Consider the following 16,000-nt stretch of genomic DNA (forward strand, 5'->3'; position numbering starts at 1 on the left):
ATGAGGTCCCCATGTTACATCAATTTTCAAGGAATGAATTAGCCATCGGCAAAGAAGGAATTGAGAGAATGAAAGGCAAGACAGTAGCCATACTCGGTGTAGGAGGAGTCGGTTCATTCGCAGCTGAAGCCTGTGCAAGATCAGGCGTCGGACGCATCATCCTCGTGGACAAAGATACTGTCGACATTACCAATATCAACCGTCAATTAGTCGCTTATCTGTCGACCGTCGGCAAATCGAAGTCAGGCGTCATGAAGGAAAGAATCGCAGATATTAATAAAGAGTGTGAAGTCATTGATCTGCATATGTTCTATACAGATGAGACAGCAGAAGAGTTTTTCTCTTATCAACCGGACTACGTCATCGATGCATCGGACACAATTAGTTATAAAATCCATTTGATCCAGCAATGTATAGAGCGCGGAGTGAAAGTGATTTCCTGCATGGGTGCAGCAAATAAGACAGATCCCACTCGTTTTCAAATTGCCGATATTTCTAAAACACATACCGATCCTCTTGCGAAAGTCATGCGCTTGCGTTTAAAAAAGCTTGGTATCACAAAAGGTGTGCCCGTCGTTTTCTCCGATGAAAGCCCGATTGTCATCCGAGAAGATGTAGTCGAAACAGTAGGGAATCCGGAGGCCGCCATTCGAAAAGCACAAATGCCGCCGGCGTCCAATGCATTTTGTCCGTCTGTTGCCGGTTTGATTCTTGCCAGTTGGGTATTAAATGATATAGTGGCGGATATACCAGTGGAACGAGTCAATGATGCAAAATAGAGGAGAGATATGATGGATGCAATGGAATTACTGATTAACGGAAAACGTACAGGGTCGGAGCTGCCGATAATGGATGTAGTGAATCCGGCAACAGGGGAAAAAATTGCAACCGTGCCGAAAGGCGGTGCAAGTGAAGCAACACAGGCTGTTGATGCAGCTTATCATGCACTGAAAGACTGGTCAGCATTATCCGCTTACGAACGCAGCGCTTATTTGATGAAGTGGTCGGCATTGATTGAAGAGCAGGAAGACAGCCTGGCGAAGACGATGACAATGGAACAGGGAAAACCGTTATCGGAAGCACTTGGTGAAATACGCTATGCCAATGGTTTTATCACCTGGTATGCAGAAGAAGGCAAGCGTATTTATGGTGAGACGATTCCTTCTGCTATTGCTTCAAAACGTTTATTCGTTCATAAACAGCCGGTCGGTGTCGTAGCTGCTATTACACCATGGAATTTCCCGGCAGCAATGATTACACGGAAAGCAGGTCCTGCTCTTGCCGCAGGCTGTACAGTCGTATTAAAACCAGCCTCGCAGACTCCGCTGACTGCCATTCGTTTAGCTGAACTTGCGCAACAGGCAGGCATACCTGACGGCGTCATCAATGTCGTGACAGGAAGTGCAGGAGAAATTGCAGAAGCCTGGCAACAGGATGAACGTGTCAGGAAACTTACATTCACAGGGTCAACGGAAGTCGGGAAGCTTCTGATGAAAGGCGCAGCCGATACAATGAAGAAAATTTCATTGGAACTGGGCGGGCATGCACCGGCAATTGTAATGGCTGACAGTGATCTGGATAAAGCAGTAAATGGTGTGATTGGAGCTAAATTCCGTAATGCAGGACAGACATGCGTCTGTGCGAACCGAATTTATGTTCATTCCTCTGTGGCAGAAGAATTTACTAAACGAATCTTAAAGAAAACAAATGAACTGAAAGTCGGCAATGGTTTGGAGGAGAATGTGGAAATCGGCCCGTTGATTGATGAATCAGCGGTAGAAAAGGTACGGGAACATGTAAAAGATGCCAAATCCAAGGGTGCAAACGTTGAAACAATCGGAGGAGAACGGAAGAATGGTTTATTCTATCCGCCGACTGTCCTGGCGAACGTTACCGATGATATGCTCTGTATGAAAGAAGAAACATTTGGTCCGGTACTGCCGATTACGACATTTGAAACGGAAGAAGAAGTGATTCAGCGTGCGAATGATTCGATTTATGGACTCGCAGCATACGTATTCACGGAGAATATTTCAGCAGGAATTCGTATTTGTGAAGCATTGGAGTATGGAATCGTTGGATTAAATGACGGTCTTCCTTCCGCACCGCAGGCACCGTTCGGCGGATTTAAACAAAGTGGACTGGGACGCGAGGGCGGACACCAGGGGATGGACGAGTATCTGGAAGTAAAATATATTTCATTGGGATTATAAAAAAAGAAGCAGAAGGGAAGAGTACTTGAACTCATCCTTTCTGTTTCTTTTTAATTTATTTCTACACCGCGCATGACTCCGCTGCCGTTAAGTACTTTAAAATGTGCTTTTGTGATGCCAGTTGTCTGGCTGTCTGCTGCAACTCGATGGCCTTTCTTCGGTACATAAAAGTAATCAAGACCAAAATTAACTACATAATGTTCGATCTCCCGATATTCCCGCTCTGTTGTTTGGGGCAGCCAGCCTGATAGATAGACACCGTCAGCCGGTTCTTCTTCACTTAACGAAATGAGCTGATGCACGCCATTCTGTTTTTCCAATATACCGTAAACCTTTGTCATTCCTAAATCTTTTGGCTGCTTTAATTGATTCACCAAATTGGCTGTTAATCGCTCTTTGGGCACTTTTTCCACTTCATAGCGCAAGAAGATATAGTTTTCATTCACGTCTTTTTTGGTTATGGGTTCAGTCTGCAAATAGACGTCCGCTCCTGATTGAAGCGTCGTGAAGTGAGGAACCGCGATACTTGCAAGTAGCAGCAGGGGAATGATGAAGAGTACGGCTATACTAAACTTTTTATGTCGATTAGTCATCAGCGTCACCGCCTTTCTGTAAATTTCATAAAAAGAAGGCTTCTTATGTAAATACAGCATGTGCATAATGGACAGGTTTTAATATCTAACTACCCAAATAAATAATTCAGGAAACATGCTCTCGAAATCCTCTAAATGAATGAACACAAAAAGCGTCTGGTATGCAATGCTACCAGACGCCTGTCTACAATACTATTTAGATTAACAGCCCAAACAAGGAGCTGTCTTTATTCACTTCTTTATAAGGAAAACCATTTTGCTCCATTCGTTCAATGAGGCCGTTATAGTCTTCTTTACGCTTGATTTCTATGCCGACTAAGCCAGGGCCGCTTTCCTTATTGTTCTTTTTCGTATACTCAAACATCGTAATATCATCGTCAGGACCCAGAACAGTATCAAGGAATTGCCGCAGGGCGCCTGCACGCTGCGGGAAATCGACAAGGAAATAATACAGGAGGCCTTCATAGATCATAGATTTTTCCTTTATCTCCTGCATTCTGCCGATATCATTGTTACCGCCGCTGATTACACAGACTACACATTTGCCTTTAATTTCATTTTTATAGAAATCAAGTGCTGCAATAGGGAGTGCGCCGGCAGGTTCTGCAATGATTGCGTGCTCATTGTACAGATCCAAAATAGCGGTGCACACTTTGCCTTCCGGAACGCTGACAATGTTTTCGACATATTGATTGCAGATATCGAAGTTCAAATCGCCTACGCATTTCACTGCTGCTCCGTCCACGAATTTATCAATCGCAGACAGCGGTACTACTTTTTGTGCTTCAATGGAAGCTTTCATACTGGCTGCGCCTGCAGGTTCTGCCCCAATCATGCGGGTATGCGGTGATAAGTTTTTGATGTACGTACTGATTCCCGACATGAGACCACCGCCGCCGATGCTTGCAAAAACGTAATCAATCGGCTCTTCAATATCGTTCATCACTTCAACTGCCACTGTGGCTTGACCGGCAATAATATCTCGGTCATTGAAAGGGTGAATAAAGATCCGTTTCTCTTTATCCGTCAATTCGATGGCTTTTTCAAAGCAGTCATCAAACGTGTCGCCGACCAAAATAATTTCAATTCGGTCGCGGCCGAACATTTTTACCATATTCACTTTTTGTTTAGGAGTTGTCTGCGGCATGAAGATCTTGCCGTCAATATCAAGATGTGCACATGCATATGCTACGCCCTGTGCATGATTTCCCGCACTGGCACATACAATCCCTGCCTGGCGTGCTTCTGTTTCAATGCGTTTCATCTTATAATAAGCGCCGCGCAATTTAAAAGAACGAACATGCTGCAGATCTTCACGCTTAATATACACATGACAATCATACTTTTCCGACAGACGCTCATTCTTTTGTAACGGCGTGTGAGCTACTACATCTTTCAGCAGCTGGTTAGCAATTAAAATTTCTTCTACTTGAATACTTTTGGATTCCATACTTTTCACCTTCATAATTAATCATCTAACCTCCGTAACGATTTAACGTTTACTCATAATAACATGAAAAAAACGTTGTGAACATAAGAAAGTTCTAAATTGCGCGTTTATTTTTTTAACTTTTTTGCAAATATTGACTTAATAATATATGTAAGCGGTTACTTGTGTATTCCTGCTTTTTCAATGCTTTCATTTAATGAAATTTACTATTTTCATTAAAAATAGCAGGTTTGCGCCATAATCTTTTCTTGAAAACCTGTCACGTGCGTATGGCGAAAATCATGCAGTTTGGCAGTGTGTGGATTTGGTATGTGCGGTTTTTGTTGCACGACTTTGCAGGAAGATTGAAGCGAGTGTGAGTTTGCAGTTTAAATTCGCTTCGGCGCTGGGGGATTGCCTTACGCAGTGAGCCTACTGGCGTAGAGCATGCCAGCAGTCTCACTGCCACGGCCGACCCCGCAGTTGCGCCTTCGCTGGTGTGGGGAATGTATGTCATGTAATTTTTTGCACAGTGTAGATTTAATTGGTGTGGTTCCAGTTTCTTGACTTTGCAAACGCATTGATCACAAGAATCTTAGCCTTTGCAGAATAATAAGTACTGCATGAAGTACCTCAACTATCATTATATTCTTAAATAATATGCTCATACTACCTACTCACACAAAGAGTATTAAAACACCAGCCAGTGTACCGAAGTGGAAGGCAACCTAAGTACGCCGCGTCCTGCGGCAACGGTTGCATGACTCACTTCGTGTGAGCCCGCGGCAAAACCACTCCGGGAGGATCAGCCCGACAGGTGAGACGACTTGCGGGAGCTTGCGACCAAGTCGGCTCACCGCGGGCCCGCAAGACACGCGTCCGCCTGGAACGCAGGGAAACGGTCTCTCTCCACTTACCTCCCAAACACCCTGTTTTGGTGAAGAACTAAAATGATTGAATAACTTTTCAACGAAAACACATCAATTCCTGGGTTTAATTTGAAAAGCGAGGGGAAAACTATAAAGTGAAGCAAAGTATTGTAACCAGAAAGGAAGCGTTACTCTATGCAGAAGTGGGACAGCAGACCAGAAAAGCCGGATAATGCGCAATGGACAGTATTGGTGGTCTTTCTTGTCATCATCGCAGCCGTTATAGTGTACGGTTTACTTATGTAAGGACTAAACTTTGAGAGTGCAGATTGATTGCGCTCTCAATTTTTGTTTAATTCTAAATTTTCGTCGTTCATCCGTCTCTTTTGGATTCTATCGCAAAATAATAGATTTTATCCAAAAGCAGTGACAAAACCATATACACTGTTATATATTAGTATCAATAAAACAGATGCTGTATCAGTACAGTGAATCAAACAATATGAATGGAGGAATTTATTATGAAAATGAATAATGAGATGAGAAACAACGTGGAGAAAGTATGCCCGGAGTGCGGAGATAAGTTCACTGAGAAGCATGAATCAGTAATCTACGAATGTGAGCGCTGTGTTGGACGCCATGAAGAATAAGTTTAAAAATGATCTGCTTCTTCCGTAAATTGAAGAAGCAGGTTTTTTCTGATGTTTTAGAATAACGCTGGGTGGTATAGAATAGTAAGGTATACTCACTTTTACGAAAGGAGGCACGATGCATGGCATATGCAGGTGTATTATTAATCGCGGTCGCTTTTCTGATAGTCGCCATTTACCTCTCATTGCTGCTGACAAAGTCTTCTCATTTGCTGCTGACAGTCTCGCACACAGCGAAACGGGTGGAGGAGAATTTGGATCACAGTATGGAATATGTAAATGGACTGCTCAATGAAACAGAGCAACTGGCGGCAGATGTCCAAGTAAAATTGGATGCGGCAGCTCCCATGTTCGCAACAATTGAAAATGTCGGACGGTCAACTCAATATTTGAGTGAGGAAGTATCAAAACGTACAAGACAGTTTGAGAAAGACGGATCACTTCCCGGGACCCGGCCTTTTATTCAGGCAATTCAATATGGGGAATTTGGTTCGACTCTGCTGCGTTCTTGGAAACGCGGAAAAGAAGGTTCGGAAAATTCTGGTGGAAATGAGGTATGAAAATGGATCTCGTAGGAATTGGTGTTATCTTAATCGGTGTCGCCTTTATCATTTTGGCGATTTATTTCTCTAAAGTGTTGCAACAAGTAGGAAACATCTTACAGGATGTGGACAAGACAGTAGGGGAACTTCCCCGCCAGCTCAACGGCATTTTAGATGAGACGGGGAATTTAATTAAAAACAGTAATCATACATTAGCAGATATGAATACGAAAATTGAAAATTTAACCCCGCTGTTTCAAGTGGTGGGTGACTTGGGTGAATCCACTCAGGCGCTGACTTCTTCGTTGGTCGATGTCACTTCATCGGTTCAGCAAAAAGGAGATCATACCGCAACGTCGGAACAGAATAAAAAACTCGGCAGTATTTATGGTTCAGCTATGCTCGGCTATTATTTCTTTAAGAAACGTAAAGAGTCTGCGGATACGCAGTATGAACATAAACCTTCAGCCAGAAAACTTCCTGCTCCTGACGAAAACGCTTATTAATTTCCCGCACCCTGTGAATTTACACAGGGTGCGTTTTCTATTCTCCCAAGAAAAAACACTTCCCGTTTATGCGGAAAGTGTTTTTTGATTACTTAAATTTCTTTAGTTCTTTCTTTTGCTGCATCAGATAAAATACTAATGTGACCATACCATAGAGGCCTTTGTATTCTTTTTCTTGAACAAACCCGCTTGCATTTCCTACACGTTCCTTTAATCGTACAGAACGGTCAAGTGCAGCTGTTGTGACTTCACGTGAAGCTTCACCGACATCTCCGACAATTTGGAAAACAGGTGTGACTTCAGAAACCTGTTTATTCACATTACTGATTGTTTCATTGCTTGTATGAAGTATTTGCTGTGTCTGGCCGGTAATGTCCGCTACCGTTGATGGCAGGGTGTCAGTAGTTTTCTTTACGCTTTCAAGCACTTCGGTTAATTTTCCGAGCGGCTTGATCAGCACCACTGCCACTATAATAAGAGCAATACCGATGAGTAAGACACCAATGCCCAGTACCCAATCCATTCAGTTCACCTCTTTCCTTTCTGCTGCTTCGCGCTGTAATACATCCGCGCTGCCGCTTCAGATAAAACGGTTGTCTGCTGCATCAATTTCGCATACTTGCCAGGAGGTGCAGCCACCTGGTCCGCCATCTTCGCCAAGGAGTGCTGGACGTATTCTGTTGAATCCCGCAGTTCTTTAGCCGATGCGGCAAGTCCATCTACGGACTGCAGTTTAGCGTTTGCATCCTCGGTAATTTGATTCGTCCGATTCATCAGCTGATCGGTCTTGTCCGTGATGCCGCTCACTTTCACTTCTACGCGTTTCATGGTGTCTGTTACATCTTTCATCGCTTCTTTGACCGTTTTGGCCGTTTTAATAATAGCAATTGCAATGACTACTAAAGCCGCTACGGCAACAATGGCACTAATATACAAGAGCACCTTCAATCTCGTCACCTCCACATAATAAAAACCTTTACCTTAACTATACAAAACGTCTGCCTAATTGCCAGTGCCGATAGACGTTCTATACCCTTGTCTTTCCACAAATGAAAGGAATCTAAACACCTGCCGGCTAAATATCATCAAGCACTCAGGTTAATCTGCGAGGAAAGTACTTACATCATGTTATCATTTATATAAGTTGGACTCAAAATTTACATTGTAAGAGTACTGAGCACTGACTAAGCAACCAGTCCGTCTTTATGCAGAACAGTTATTCAACTGCATCTTAAAATTGAAAAAGGGGGCAATGATATGCCTTGTAATGCTTGTCGAGTCATAGACCTAGAATATGAAGTTTCATTTAAAAATTGTCAGCAGCAGGCACTGATTCAATCGGTGGAGAAGCATTTGAAACGAGCCAATATGCTGGTGCGTCAAACCGATTCGATCTATTACGTGAAAGAGCAGGCGATAAAAGAATTATACGACTTTTGTACAGATCATGCAGCACAAATGGATACCATTCATTTCCGGGTTGACCAGACGGAGTGGCGTCCTTTTTCTGAAGTTATGCAGGTCGTTGAAGAGCAATGGATTGACCAGGTCATTAAAGACGAGCAGCTGACTAGCCATTACCAGCCGATTGTCACAGCGGATTTGGAAATTTACGCCTATGAATTATTGGCACGATTTTATCATAAAGACGGTACCGTCATTTATCCTAAAGAAATTTTTTCCGCTGCCAAAACACGCGGCAGATTGTACGCGCTGGACCGGGTGTGCCGGCTGACTGCAGTTAGATACGCAAAACATATTACGCAGAAGGCATTCATCAATTTTGTGCCGACTTCCATCTATGCGCCGGAATTTTGTCTGCGCTCTACGATTGAATTAGCCAACAAACTGGAAATCGATCCATATCGTCTCATTTTTGAAGTCGTAGAATCGGAAAAAGTGGAAGACTTGGATCATTTGAAGACCATTTTGAAGTATTATCATTCCAGAGGATTCAAATATGCCCTTGATGATGTCGGGGAAGGCTACAATACGGCAGAAGTGCTTTCTTACTTGAATCCGCATTATATGAAGCTGGATATTAAATATGTACAGGGTATCGCAGAAGATTTGGATAAGCAGCGGATTGCCGGACAATTTCTTGAAAAAGCACTGGCAATCGGTTCTGTGCCATTAGCAGAAGGCATTGAAGAAGCGGCTGACTTTGAGTGGCTTAAAAATAAAGGCTATCAGCTGTTTCAGGGATATTTATTCGGGAAACCGTCCGCTGTGCCCCTCAAGAAGATTTCCATTTGACGGCTGCTGTTCTTGTAGTTCAATTAGTTTGAAAAAGGCCGCCAAGCAGGCAGCCTTTTTTCTATGTAAACTTATCAATCAAATAAACGTATCATTCAATTTCGTGTAAATCTGCAGCAGATTTTTTTGTTCGTCTTCTGACAGATGGCTGAAGAATTCGGTACGTACTGCTTGGCCGTGTTTTTTTGCCTTATCTAAGACTTCTATCCCCAACGGAGTTATTTCCCAATACTTTGTCCGTTTGTCTTCTTCGTCATTTCGTGTCGTAATATAATGGTTGTTAATCAGTTTAGTGGATAAATGCGTCAGTGAAGCTGGGGTATAGCCAAGCACTTCTGCCAGATCAGACGGCCGCTGCTCTCCGCTGTTATGCAATTCCAGCAAAACGAGAATATGCGAAATGCCCAGCGCCAGTTCGGATTCCTGTTGAAAACGAATCAGCATTTTGTTCGTTACTTGATCCATCACATGCAGTAAATTAAAAATAGTTTGTTTATCTTTCAAATCGGACTCCTGCCTTTCATTCGGAAAACTTTATGCTTATATATTATTCATCATACAGCAATTCCAACAATTACAACATTTGTATGACAAAAATCTATAAAGTTTTTATTATATCAATTCAAAAGTATAGAGTTTTTCATTTTCTGCTTTTTAATTCGAGATAGATAGCGTATGATTGAGACAACAAATGAACTAGATGAAAAGAACGTGAAAGGTGGGCATAAGGTTTGATGAAATTTAAGGATTCATTAACATTTCAACTCGGTACCATTATTGCTGGTATCTTAGTGGTGATGTTAGCGATCACTTCTCTTGCTACATATAAAACTGCTTATGATAAATTATATGATGCAGCAGGGATTGAAGCGTATGGCTGTGCGAATATAACCACTGGTTTAATCCGGCCCGATGATATGGAAAAAGCATTGGCGGGCGATGCGCAGACACAGAAGGAAATAGGCCAAACTTTGAATTGGACGACTGATCATAAAAATATATTCGAAACACAATATATCCTTGATTTAGACGGCAACCTGATTGCGCTGGATGATAATTTAAGCGCTAAAGGATTCAAACCGGGCGATGCTTTCCAAATGGATAAAAAAGCCGTTGACGAACTGCTCGAGCATAATCATCCAACCTATTCTCAGCCGTATGAATTCGGCGGGATGAAACGATTGTCAGGCTATGCGCCGATTCATAAAGATCATGATACCAGCAAAGAAGTCGTGGCAGTAAGCGTCATCGATTTCGATGCCAATATTGTAAAAGATCGAACATGGGCTGTCGTTCGTGACGGCATTCTGATCAGTATTATCCCGATGCTGCTTGCATCAATAGGAACAGGATTCCTGATCCGGCGCAAAACGAAGCCGATTTCCAGTTTAATTGAGCAGGCAAAAAAGATTGCGGACGGTGATTTAGCGGTAGCTGCAACAGAAGTTCATTCGAATGATGAAGTAGGTGATTTGGCCCGCACATTGAACCGTATGACTGTCAATCTGCAGGAAATGATTTCGACAATGAATACGACTTCGCATAAGCTGTCAGAAAATGCCGGCGAGACGTCCGGATCATTGCACGAGATGCGCGAAGCGGTTTCTATGGTGGCAAACAGTATTGAAGAAGTTGCAACTGCAGTAACTGACGGTACAACGAATGCAGAGAATGCAACAGCGATCTTGTCCGGCTTAGCAAATGATCTTCGGAATACAAAAGAAGATGCCGACGCAATGCTGGTCAATTCCAATGAAACGATGAATATCGCGCTTGAAGGAGCAAAACGTGCGGATGAAATCAGCAGAGATATGGAGTTAATTCGCACAGGCTCTCAGGAAGTCGGCGATACGATACAAAACTTAGTGGAATCCACTACGAAGATTCAAAATATTACAGGTTCAATTGCCGGCATTGCCGCACAAACGAATTTGCTTGCGCTTAACGCTTCAATTGAAGCCGCACGTGCAGGAGAGCATGGAAAAGGTTTCGCTGTAGTAGCGGAAGAAGTCAGAAATCTGGCTGAACAGTCCAATCAGGAAGTTCTTGAAGTGGAGAAGCTGGTGCAGGATATTTCCGAACGCATTCAGCAGGTAATTTCCTCTACTTCGGAAAACACCAAGCATATTACAAAAGGTACTGAAACCGTACGGCTCACTTCACAATCACTCAGCAATGTTTCCTCTGCAGTCGCAGAAACGGTACAGGAAATTAAAAACATCTCCAAGCTGATGACATCGGAAGCTGAGAAATCGACGGAAGTGGTACAGCTAATAGAAAACTTAACACATTCAGTACGCGATATTGAAGATATGACAAATAATATAGCGGCAGCTGCTCAAGAAACTACGGCCAGCATCGAAGAAATTTCGGACCGCTCCAATCAGACCAATCAAATGGCACATGAACTGGAAGTTTTTGTAGGCTCTTTCCGTTTGCCGAAGTAATGACAGGCCATCGCTTATGACGCGATGGTCTTTTTTTACATTGCAACAAGAATATACGTTCTGTATACTAACGAACATACATACTCTTTTGGAGGGAGGGATTCATATGGATCGAAATCGTGACCGTGGAAACATGAAGTGGACTTCACTGATGCTTCCTGAACATTTGGAGAGACTTCGGGACTGGCAGCAGGAAGATCAGTATACCGAACGGCCCGAGCTGACGGATTTTGAATTGCAGTCGATGCAGCAGACGCTGGAAACTGCTTGGCGAAGGAAATGCGAGGTAGCAATCAAAACTTGGCATGAAGGCAAGGTGCACTTCTATCAAGGCATCATCGAAGCGCTGAACCCCTCAGCTTCCACTATTCTGCTGAGCGATCCGTTCGGCAAAGACAAACTTGCTGTCCCTGCTATTATCGACGTACAGCTGGCGAAAGATGCGGAAGGTATATAGGATTTCATGAAATAAAAAAGCTATCTGCAAAAGTGCAGACAGCTTCAGTCTTTGTAGAACGCTTTTTCGATATTATACTTCGCGCGCTCCGTATTGATGACATATGTTTCGTAGATTTCGCGTTCCATTGGATCGTCGACAAGAATCGCAGAGATTTTCGCCACTTCTTCTCGGTGATTGCGCAATGGAGAGACTGTATCTTCAAAGTGCTTTTTCAGACGCGGGCGCAATTTTCTTGCTTTCCCTACGAATAATAACTCGTCACTTTGGTTGAAGAACAGTAAAAGTCCGCCTTTATCACGCGGGATTTCATGGAAATCGATAAATCCATAAATCGGCTTGATCGGTGTCTCTTCAGACGTCATTTCCTGTTTTCTGCGAACGATTGTCACAGCTGGTTCGGGCAATTTAATAGTAATCAATTTTACGTCACATCCTCATATGATTGAAGGTCCATCCTACCATACGGCAGATGAAAAAGCGAGAAACTTTCCGTCCGTTCCCTGCATATAGTAGACAAATGTCTTGGGAAGGATGAATCCATGAAATCGCCTGCCGTTATTCAAACCTATCATGTGAAGAACACGAAACCGAAAGTGGATATTTATTATCCGGTCATTACGCAGCTGGAAGAATCAAAAATGATGCAGCAGCTCAATCAAATGATATTTAAAGAGATGAATAAACTGCTTGTTGAAGGCAATTATTATGAACCAAGTCTGGTAGAGCTGCTTGCTTCGTACGAACTGAAGAATAACCAGAGAGGGCTTCTCAGTATCAATCTCATTGTGTACTCATTTACCGGGGGAGCACACGGCATGACGTACTGCAAATCTTTGACGTTCGATACAAAGACAGGCAGAAGTTACAGTCTGCCTGATCTGTTCAAGCCGGGCAGCCCCTATGTACAGCGGATTTCAGAATACATCCGGCGACATATTCAGCAGTGGGAAATTTCCGTCCTCGAACCATTCACAAAAATTCGTCCCGACCAGGATTTCTACATTGCCGACACTTCACTCGTCGTCTATTTCCAGCTGTATGAAATCTCCCCATATGTACAGGGTTTCCCGTATTTCCCGATTCCGCTGCTGGACTTGCAGGACATCATCAAACCGAACAGCCCTGCGGACAGAAGTCTGCCATTTATAGGGGTATAAGAAAATATCCGGCAGATGAATTATAGGAATAGTTGCATCGCTCATGTTATAATTTGAATATACAGATTATACAAAAGAGGTGGAACTTATGCTGAGAAATTTCTTTATCGGGTTATCGGAAAATCAGCTGTTGAACAGAGCCGCTCAAACTTATGGTTTACAGCTCGGTGCACAGCAAGTGGTGGCAGGAACCAATATTGCGGAAATGATGGACAGTGTTAAAGAACTGAATCAGGCCGGTATCTCCTGTACGATTGATAACTTAGGTGAATTTGTCTATGACAAAGGCAAAGCCATTGCGGCGAAAGAACAGATTTTGGCCGTAGTGGATGCCATCCGTGAGCAACAGGCGGATGCACACCTTTCCATAAAACCTTCCCAGCTCGGCCTCGACATTGATTATAAATTTTGCAAAGCACAAATCAAAGAAATTGCGGAGCAAGCCGGCCGTGATGGCATCTTTGTCAATTTGGATATGGAAAACTATCCGAGGCTTGAGCCGACGTTCCGGCTAGTTGATGAACTGACAGAAGAAGGCTGCACAAATATCGGGACCGTAATTCAAGCTTATTTTCACCGTGCATTACAGGATACACGCGCTCATCGGGATTTACGGATGCGTCTGGTGAAAGGCGCCTATAAGGAATCGCCTGCCGTGGCCTATCAGCAAAAGCAAGAAATTGATGAGAATTTCATTAAGATCATCGAGTGGCATCTTCTACATGGAACGTTTACCTCTATTGCCACACATGATGACAAAATCATTGGCCATGTGAAACGTTTTGTAAAAGAATATGGTATTCCGCATGATCAGTTCGAGTTCCAGATGCTCTACGGATTCCGTAAAGATCTGCAGCTTTCTTTAGCTAAGGAAGGCTATAAATTCTGTACTTATGTACCGTTCGGAGAGGATTGGTACGGCTATTTCATGCGCAGACTGGCAGAACGTCCGCAGAACATTAATCTGATGACGAAGCAAGTGTTTACTAGAAAGACCAATACCGTGATCGGTCTGGCGGCAGGGGTATTCTTGCTTGGGCGCTTGTCGAAGCGGGGGAAATAATAAAGTCTGCAGAAAAGCATTGCATACGGGCAATGCTTTTTCTGTGTAATCCACTGATTAAACATTATCTTAATGGAAAATAAGTGCAGTATGGTATGATGAAGGAAAATATTCTTAGATTAAAATATGTCCTAGACGTTTATAAGGCAGCAAAAAAGTGATAATAACTTTGAAGTTTTTTTGCGCAGGATGGACAAATAAAGTAAAGATAGTTAGGAGAAAATGGCGATATGTTACCTACACTGCCTGAATCATCGGGACGATCCGTACTGATCGGAGTAGACGGATTGGGCGGATCAGGAAAATCAACTTATGCATTAAAGCTGTTGCAGTCGTTAAAAAGTGCCTATCTGTTTCATCTGGACGATTTCATACATCCGGAGAAAGTCCGTTACAACGCTGAGCACGAAGAATGGTTCTGCTATTATCAGCTGCAGTGGCGGTATGAGTACTTGAACAGCGAATTGTTAACGCCCTTGAAAAACGGCTTGGAAGTGAAACGTACTCTGGAACTGTATGATAAGGAAACAGACAGCTACAGTGAGCAGGAAATTGAAATTCCACTTGGCTCAACGGTGATTATAGAAGGTGTGTTTCTGCAGCGTCCAGAGCTGCGGCCGTACTTTGATTACGTTATTTATCTTGATGTAAACAGACAGACCAGACTTTCGCGTGTGCTTGAAAGAGATACATATATCGGCAGCAGAGAAAAGATTATCGACAAGTATGAGCACAGATATTTCCCGGCGGAAGAGATATATATGAGAGAGTGTAATCCTCTATTGCTGGCTGATTATATACAGAAAGCATAAGCTGATTTCCAAACATATTGCAAAAAGTGGGGAGTTCTATGAAAATCATTCAAGCCACAGTACAGGATGCGCCTGTCATTCACGATATTATGATCCAGGCGTTTCTAAAATATCAAAATGAGAATCCGCCTTCCAGCGCGCTGGATGAAACGGTACAAACTCTGTCAGAAGGGTTGCAAAACGGCGAGCAGGCGATTATTTGCTATGTGGAAGATCAGCCGGCCGGGATGGTGCGTTTTCGCATGGAAGAGAACAGCATGTATTTTTTCAGGCTGTCTGTAATTCCTGAACGACATGGCCAGGGCATCGCCAAAAAAATTCTCAATTATTTAGAAGATCTTGCAAAACAACAAAATAAGCATGAATTATTATGCAAAGTGCGGATAGATGTACCGGAAAATATACATCTTTATCAGTCGATTGGTTATTACATCTATGAAGAAACGATTGTCAAGAGAGCTGACGGAGCATCTGTTCCAGTTGTCGTCATGAGGAAGTTGCTGCGCTGACTTGTGTTTAATGGGCCGAAAACCAAGGTAGATATACTTATAGAAGGAGCTGATGTTTTGCAAAAGAAAATATTTTTCTTACTTCTGACTCTATTGCTGGCAACAGGCTGCGCGGCAAGTAAAAGCAGCATGTCAAATACACCGGAAGAAGCGCTCGATCAGCTTCATGCAGAAGAAGGTTTCGCAGAAGTGATCAAAGTTTACAGAACGCTGGAAGTAGATAACGATCGGGTAATTACTGTCTATAAAGGCAATATGGATCAAAAAGAAGAAATATTTATCGCCAATGTGAAAAAATCTGAAAAAGATTCCTGGTCAGTGACAGATGCGATAAGCATTGGTGTACCTTCCGAAGAAATAACTACCGAGAGTACTGCCACTGCATCATTTGAAGCAGGGTACATAAAGAAAAACAGTGCAGCAAATCCCAATACAAAGACTGTCGAGATAGATGACGATAAGTATAAAGTATGGGTTAAGGTAAACAAGTAATG

General features: G+C 43.0%; 19 protein-coding genes. 13 read left to right on the plus strand and 6 right to left on the minus strand.

Features of this window, described 5'->3' with window-relative positions; genetic code table 11:
• Nucleotides 1-11: 11 nt before the first annotated feature.
• A complete protein-coding gene (locus tag NCCP2331_RS09405; RefSeq protein WP_251670209.1) occupies nt 12-779 on the plus strand; it encodes a tRNA threonylcarbamoyladenosine dehydratase in 768 nt (255 codons plus the stop codon).
• A gap of 12 nt (nt 780-791) precedes the next feature.
• Nucleotides 792-2,213, plus strand: coding sequence for an NAD-dependent succinate-semialdehyde dehydrogenase (locus NCCP2331_RS09410; RefSeq protein WP_251670211.1), 1,422 nt, complete (start codon nt 792-794; stop codon nt 2,211-2,213).
• A 50-nt stretch (nt 2,214-2,263) separates the two neighbouring features.
• On the opposite strand, the gene NCCP2331_RS09415 is transcribed toward NCCP2331_RS09410, so the two are convergent.
• A complete protein-coding gene (locus NCCP2331_RS09415; RefSeq protein WP_194841071.1) occupies nt 2,264-2,806 on the minus strand; it encodes a GDYXXLXY domain-containing protein in 543 nt (180 codons plus the stop codon).
• Between the two features lie 196 nt (nt 2,807-3,002).
• Nucleotides 3,003-4,271 carry a threonine ammonia-lyase IlvA gene (ilvA, locus tag NCCP2331_RS09420; RefSeq protein WP_153721292.1) on the minus strand — a complete coding sequence of 423 codons (1,269 nt, stop codon included), beginning with the start codon at nt 4,269-4,271 and terminating at the stop codon, nt 3,003-3,005.
• A 1,354-nt stretch (nt 4,272-5,625) separates the two neighbouring features.
• Between ilvA and yhfH the strand changes: the two genes are divergently transcribed.
• The 3 genes from yhfH (at nt 5,626) to NCCP2331_RS09435 (ending at nt 6,802) form a co-directional block, all read left to right on the plus strand.
• Nucleotides 5,626-5,754 (plus strand): protein YhfH, encoded by a 129-nt coding sequence (gene yhfH / locus NCCP2331_RS09425; protein ID WP_153721291.1) that lies wholly within the window; start codon nt 5,626-5,628, stop codon nt 5,752-5,754.
• Nucleotides 5,755-5,876: 122 nt separating this feature from the next.
• The gene (locus NCCP2331_RS09430) at nt 5,877-6,314 is read left to right on the plus strand and encodes a DUF948 domain-containing protein (RefSeq protein ID WP_251670213.1); all 438 of its coding nucleotides are present in this window, start codon (nt 5,877-5,879) and stop codon (nt 6,312-6,314) included.
• 2 nt (nt 6,315-6,316) lie between these two features.
• A complete protein-coding gene (locus NCCP2331_RS09435) occupies nt 6,317-6,802 on the plus strand; it encodes a DUF948 domain-containing protein (RefSeq protein ID WP_251670215.1) in 486 nt (161 codons plus the stop codon).
• A gap of 88 nt (nt 6,803-6,890) precedes the next feature.
• On the opposite strand, the gene NCCP2331_RS09440 is transcribed toward NCCP2331_RS09435, so the two are convergent.
• Together NCCP2331_RS09440 and NCCP2331_RS09445 are read right to left on the minus strand one after the other, a co-directional pair.
• A complete protein-coding gene (locus tag NCCP2331_RS09440) occupies nt 6,891-7,325 on the minus strand; it encodes a DUF948 domain-containing protein (protein ID WP_251670218.1) in 435 nt (144 codons plus the stop codon).
• 5 nt (nt 7,326-7,330) lie between these two features.
• Nucleotides 7,331-7,744: a DUF948 domain-containing protein gene (locus NCCP2331_RS09445; protein WP_228551028.1), complete on the minus strand. Its 414-nt coding sequence runs from the start codon at nt 7,742-7,744 to the stop codon at nt 7,331-7,333.
• A 315-nt stretch (nt 7,745-8,059) separates the two neighbouring features.
• Here NCCP2331_RS09445 and NCCP2331_RS09450 point away from each other — a divergent pair, with 315 nt between their 5' ends.
• Nucleotides 8,060-9,058, plus strand: coding sequence for an EAL domain-containing protein (locus NCCP2331_RS09450; protein WP_251670221.1), 999 nt, complete (start codon nt 8,060-8,062; stop codon nt 9,056-9,058).
• Between the two features lie 78 nt (nt 9,059-9,136).
• Here the strand turns inward: NCCP2331_RS09450 and NCCP2331_RS09455 are convergent, their stop codons facing one another.
• A complete protein-coding gene (locus NCCP2331_RS09455; RefSeq protein ID WP_153721286.1) occupies nt 9,137-9,562 on the minus strand; it encodes a MarR family winged helix-turn-helix transcriptional regulator in 426 nt (141 codons plus the stop codon).
• Nucleotides 9,563-9,792: 230 nt separating this feature from the next.
• Here NCCP2331_RS09455 and NCCP2331_RS09460 point away from each other — a divergent pair, with 230 nt between their 5' ends.
• Together NCCP2331_RS09460 and NCCP2331_RS09465 are read left to right on the plus strand one after the other, a co-directional pair.
• Complete coding sequence (locus NCCP2331_RS09460; RefSeq protein ID WP_153721498.1) at nt 9,793-11,505, plus strand: methyl-accepting chemotaxis protein; 1,713 nt, start codon at nt 9,793-9,795, stop codon at nt 11,503-11,505.
• Between the two features lie 106 nt (nt 11,506-11,611).
• On the plus strand, nt 11,612-11,962 hold the full coding sequence (locus NCCP2331_RS09465; RefSeq protein ID WP_194841069.1) for a YolD-like family protein: 351 nt from the start codon (nt 11,612-11,614) through the stop codon (nt 11,960-11,962).
• A gap of 44 nt (nt 11,963-12,006) precedes the next feature.
• Here NCCP2331_RS09465 and NCCP2331_RS09470 read toward each other — a convergent pair whose 3' ends face one another.
• Entirely contained in the window at nt 12,007-12,384 is a 378-nt protein-coding gene (locus NCCP2331_RS09470; protein WP_251670229.1) for a nucleotide excision repair endonuclease, read from the minus strand.
• Between the two features lie 120 nt (nt 12,385-12,504).
• On the opposite strand from NCCP2331_RS09470, the gene NCCP2331_RS09475 reads away from it, so the two are divergent.
• From NCCP2331_RS09475 to NCCP2331_RS09495, 5 genes are all read left to right on the plus strand, one after another.
• On the plus strand, nt 12,505-13,122 hold the full coding sequence (locus tag NCCP2331_RS09475) for a DUF3298 and DUF4163 domain-containing protein (protein WP_153721283.1): 618 nt from the start codon (nt 12,505-12,507) through the stop codon (nt 13,120-13,122).
• An 88-nt stretch (nt 13,123-13,210) separates the two neighbouring features.
• A complete protein-coding gene (locus NCCP2331_RS09480; RefSeq protein WP_251670231.1) occupies nt 13,211-14,185 on the plus strand; it encodes a proline dehydrogenase family protein in 975 nt (324 codons plus the stop codon).
• 230 nt (nt 14,186-14,415) lie between these two features.
• The gene (locus tag NCCP2331_RS09485; protein ID WP_251670236.1) at nt 14,416-14,997 is read left to right on the plus strand and encodes a nucleoside/nucleotide kinase family protein; all 582 of its coding nucleotides are present in this window, start codon (nt 14,416-14,418) and stop codon (nt 14,995-14,997) included.
• 38 nt (nt 14,998-15,035) lie between these two features.
• The gene (locus tag NCCP2331_RS09490) at nt 15,036-15,506 is read left to right on the plus strand and encodes a GNAT family N-acetyltransferase (protein ID WP_251670238.1); all 471 of its coding nucleotides are present in this window, start codon (nt 15,036-15,038) and stop codon (nt 15,504-15,506) included.
• A gap of 57 nt (nt 15,507-15,563) precedes the next feature.
• The gene (locus NCCP2331_RS09495) at nt 15,564-15,998 is read left to right on the plus strand and encodes a hypothetical protein (protein WP_153721279.1); all 435 of its coding nucleotides are present in this window, start codon (nt 15,564-15,566) and stop codon (nt 15,996-15,998) included.
• Nucleotides 15,999-16,000: the final 2 nt, after the last annotated feature.

Source organism: Sporosarcina sp. NCCP-2331 (assembly GCF_023707945.1).
GTDB classification, from domain to species: Bacteria; Bacillota; Bacilli; order Bacillales_A; family Planococcaceae; genus Sporosarcina; species Sporosarcina cascadiensis.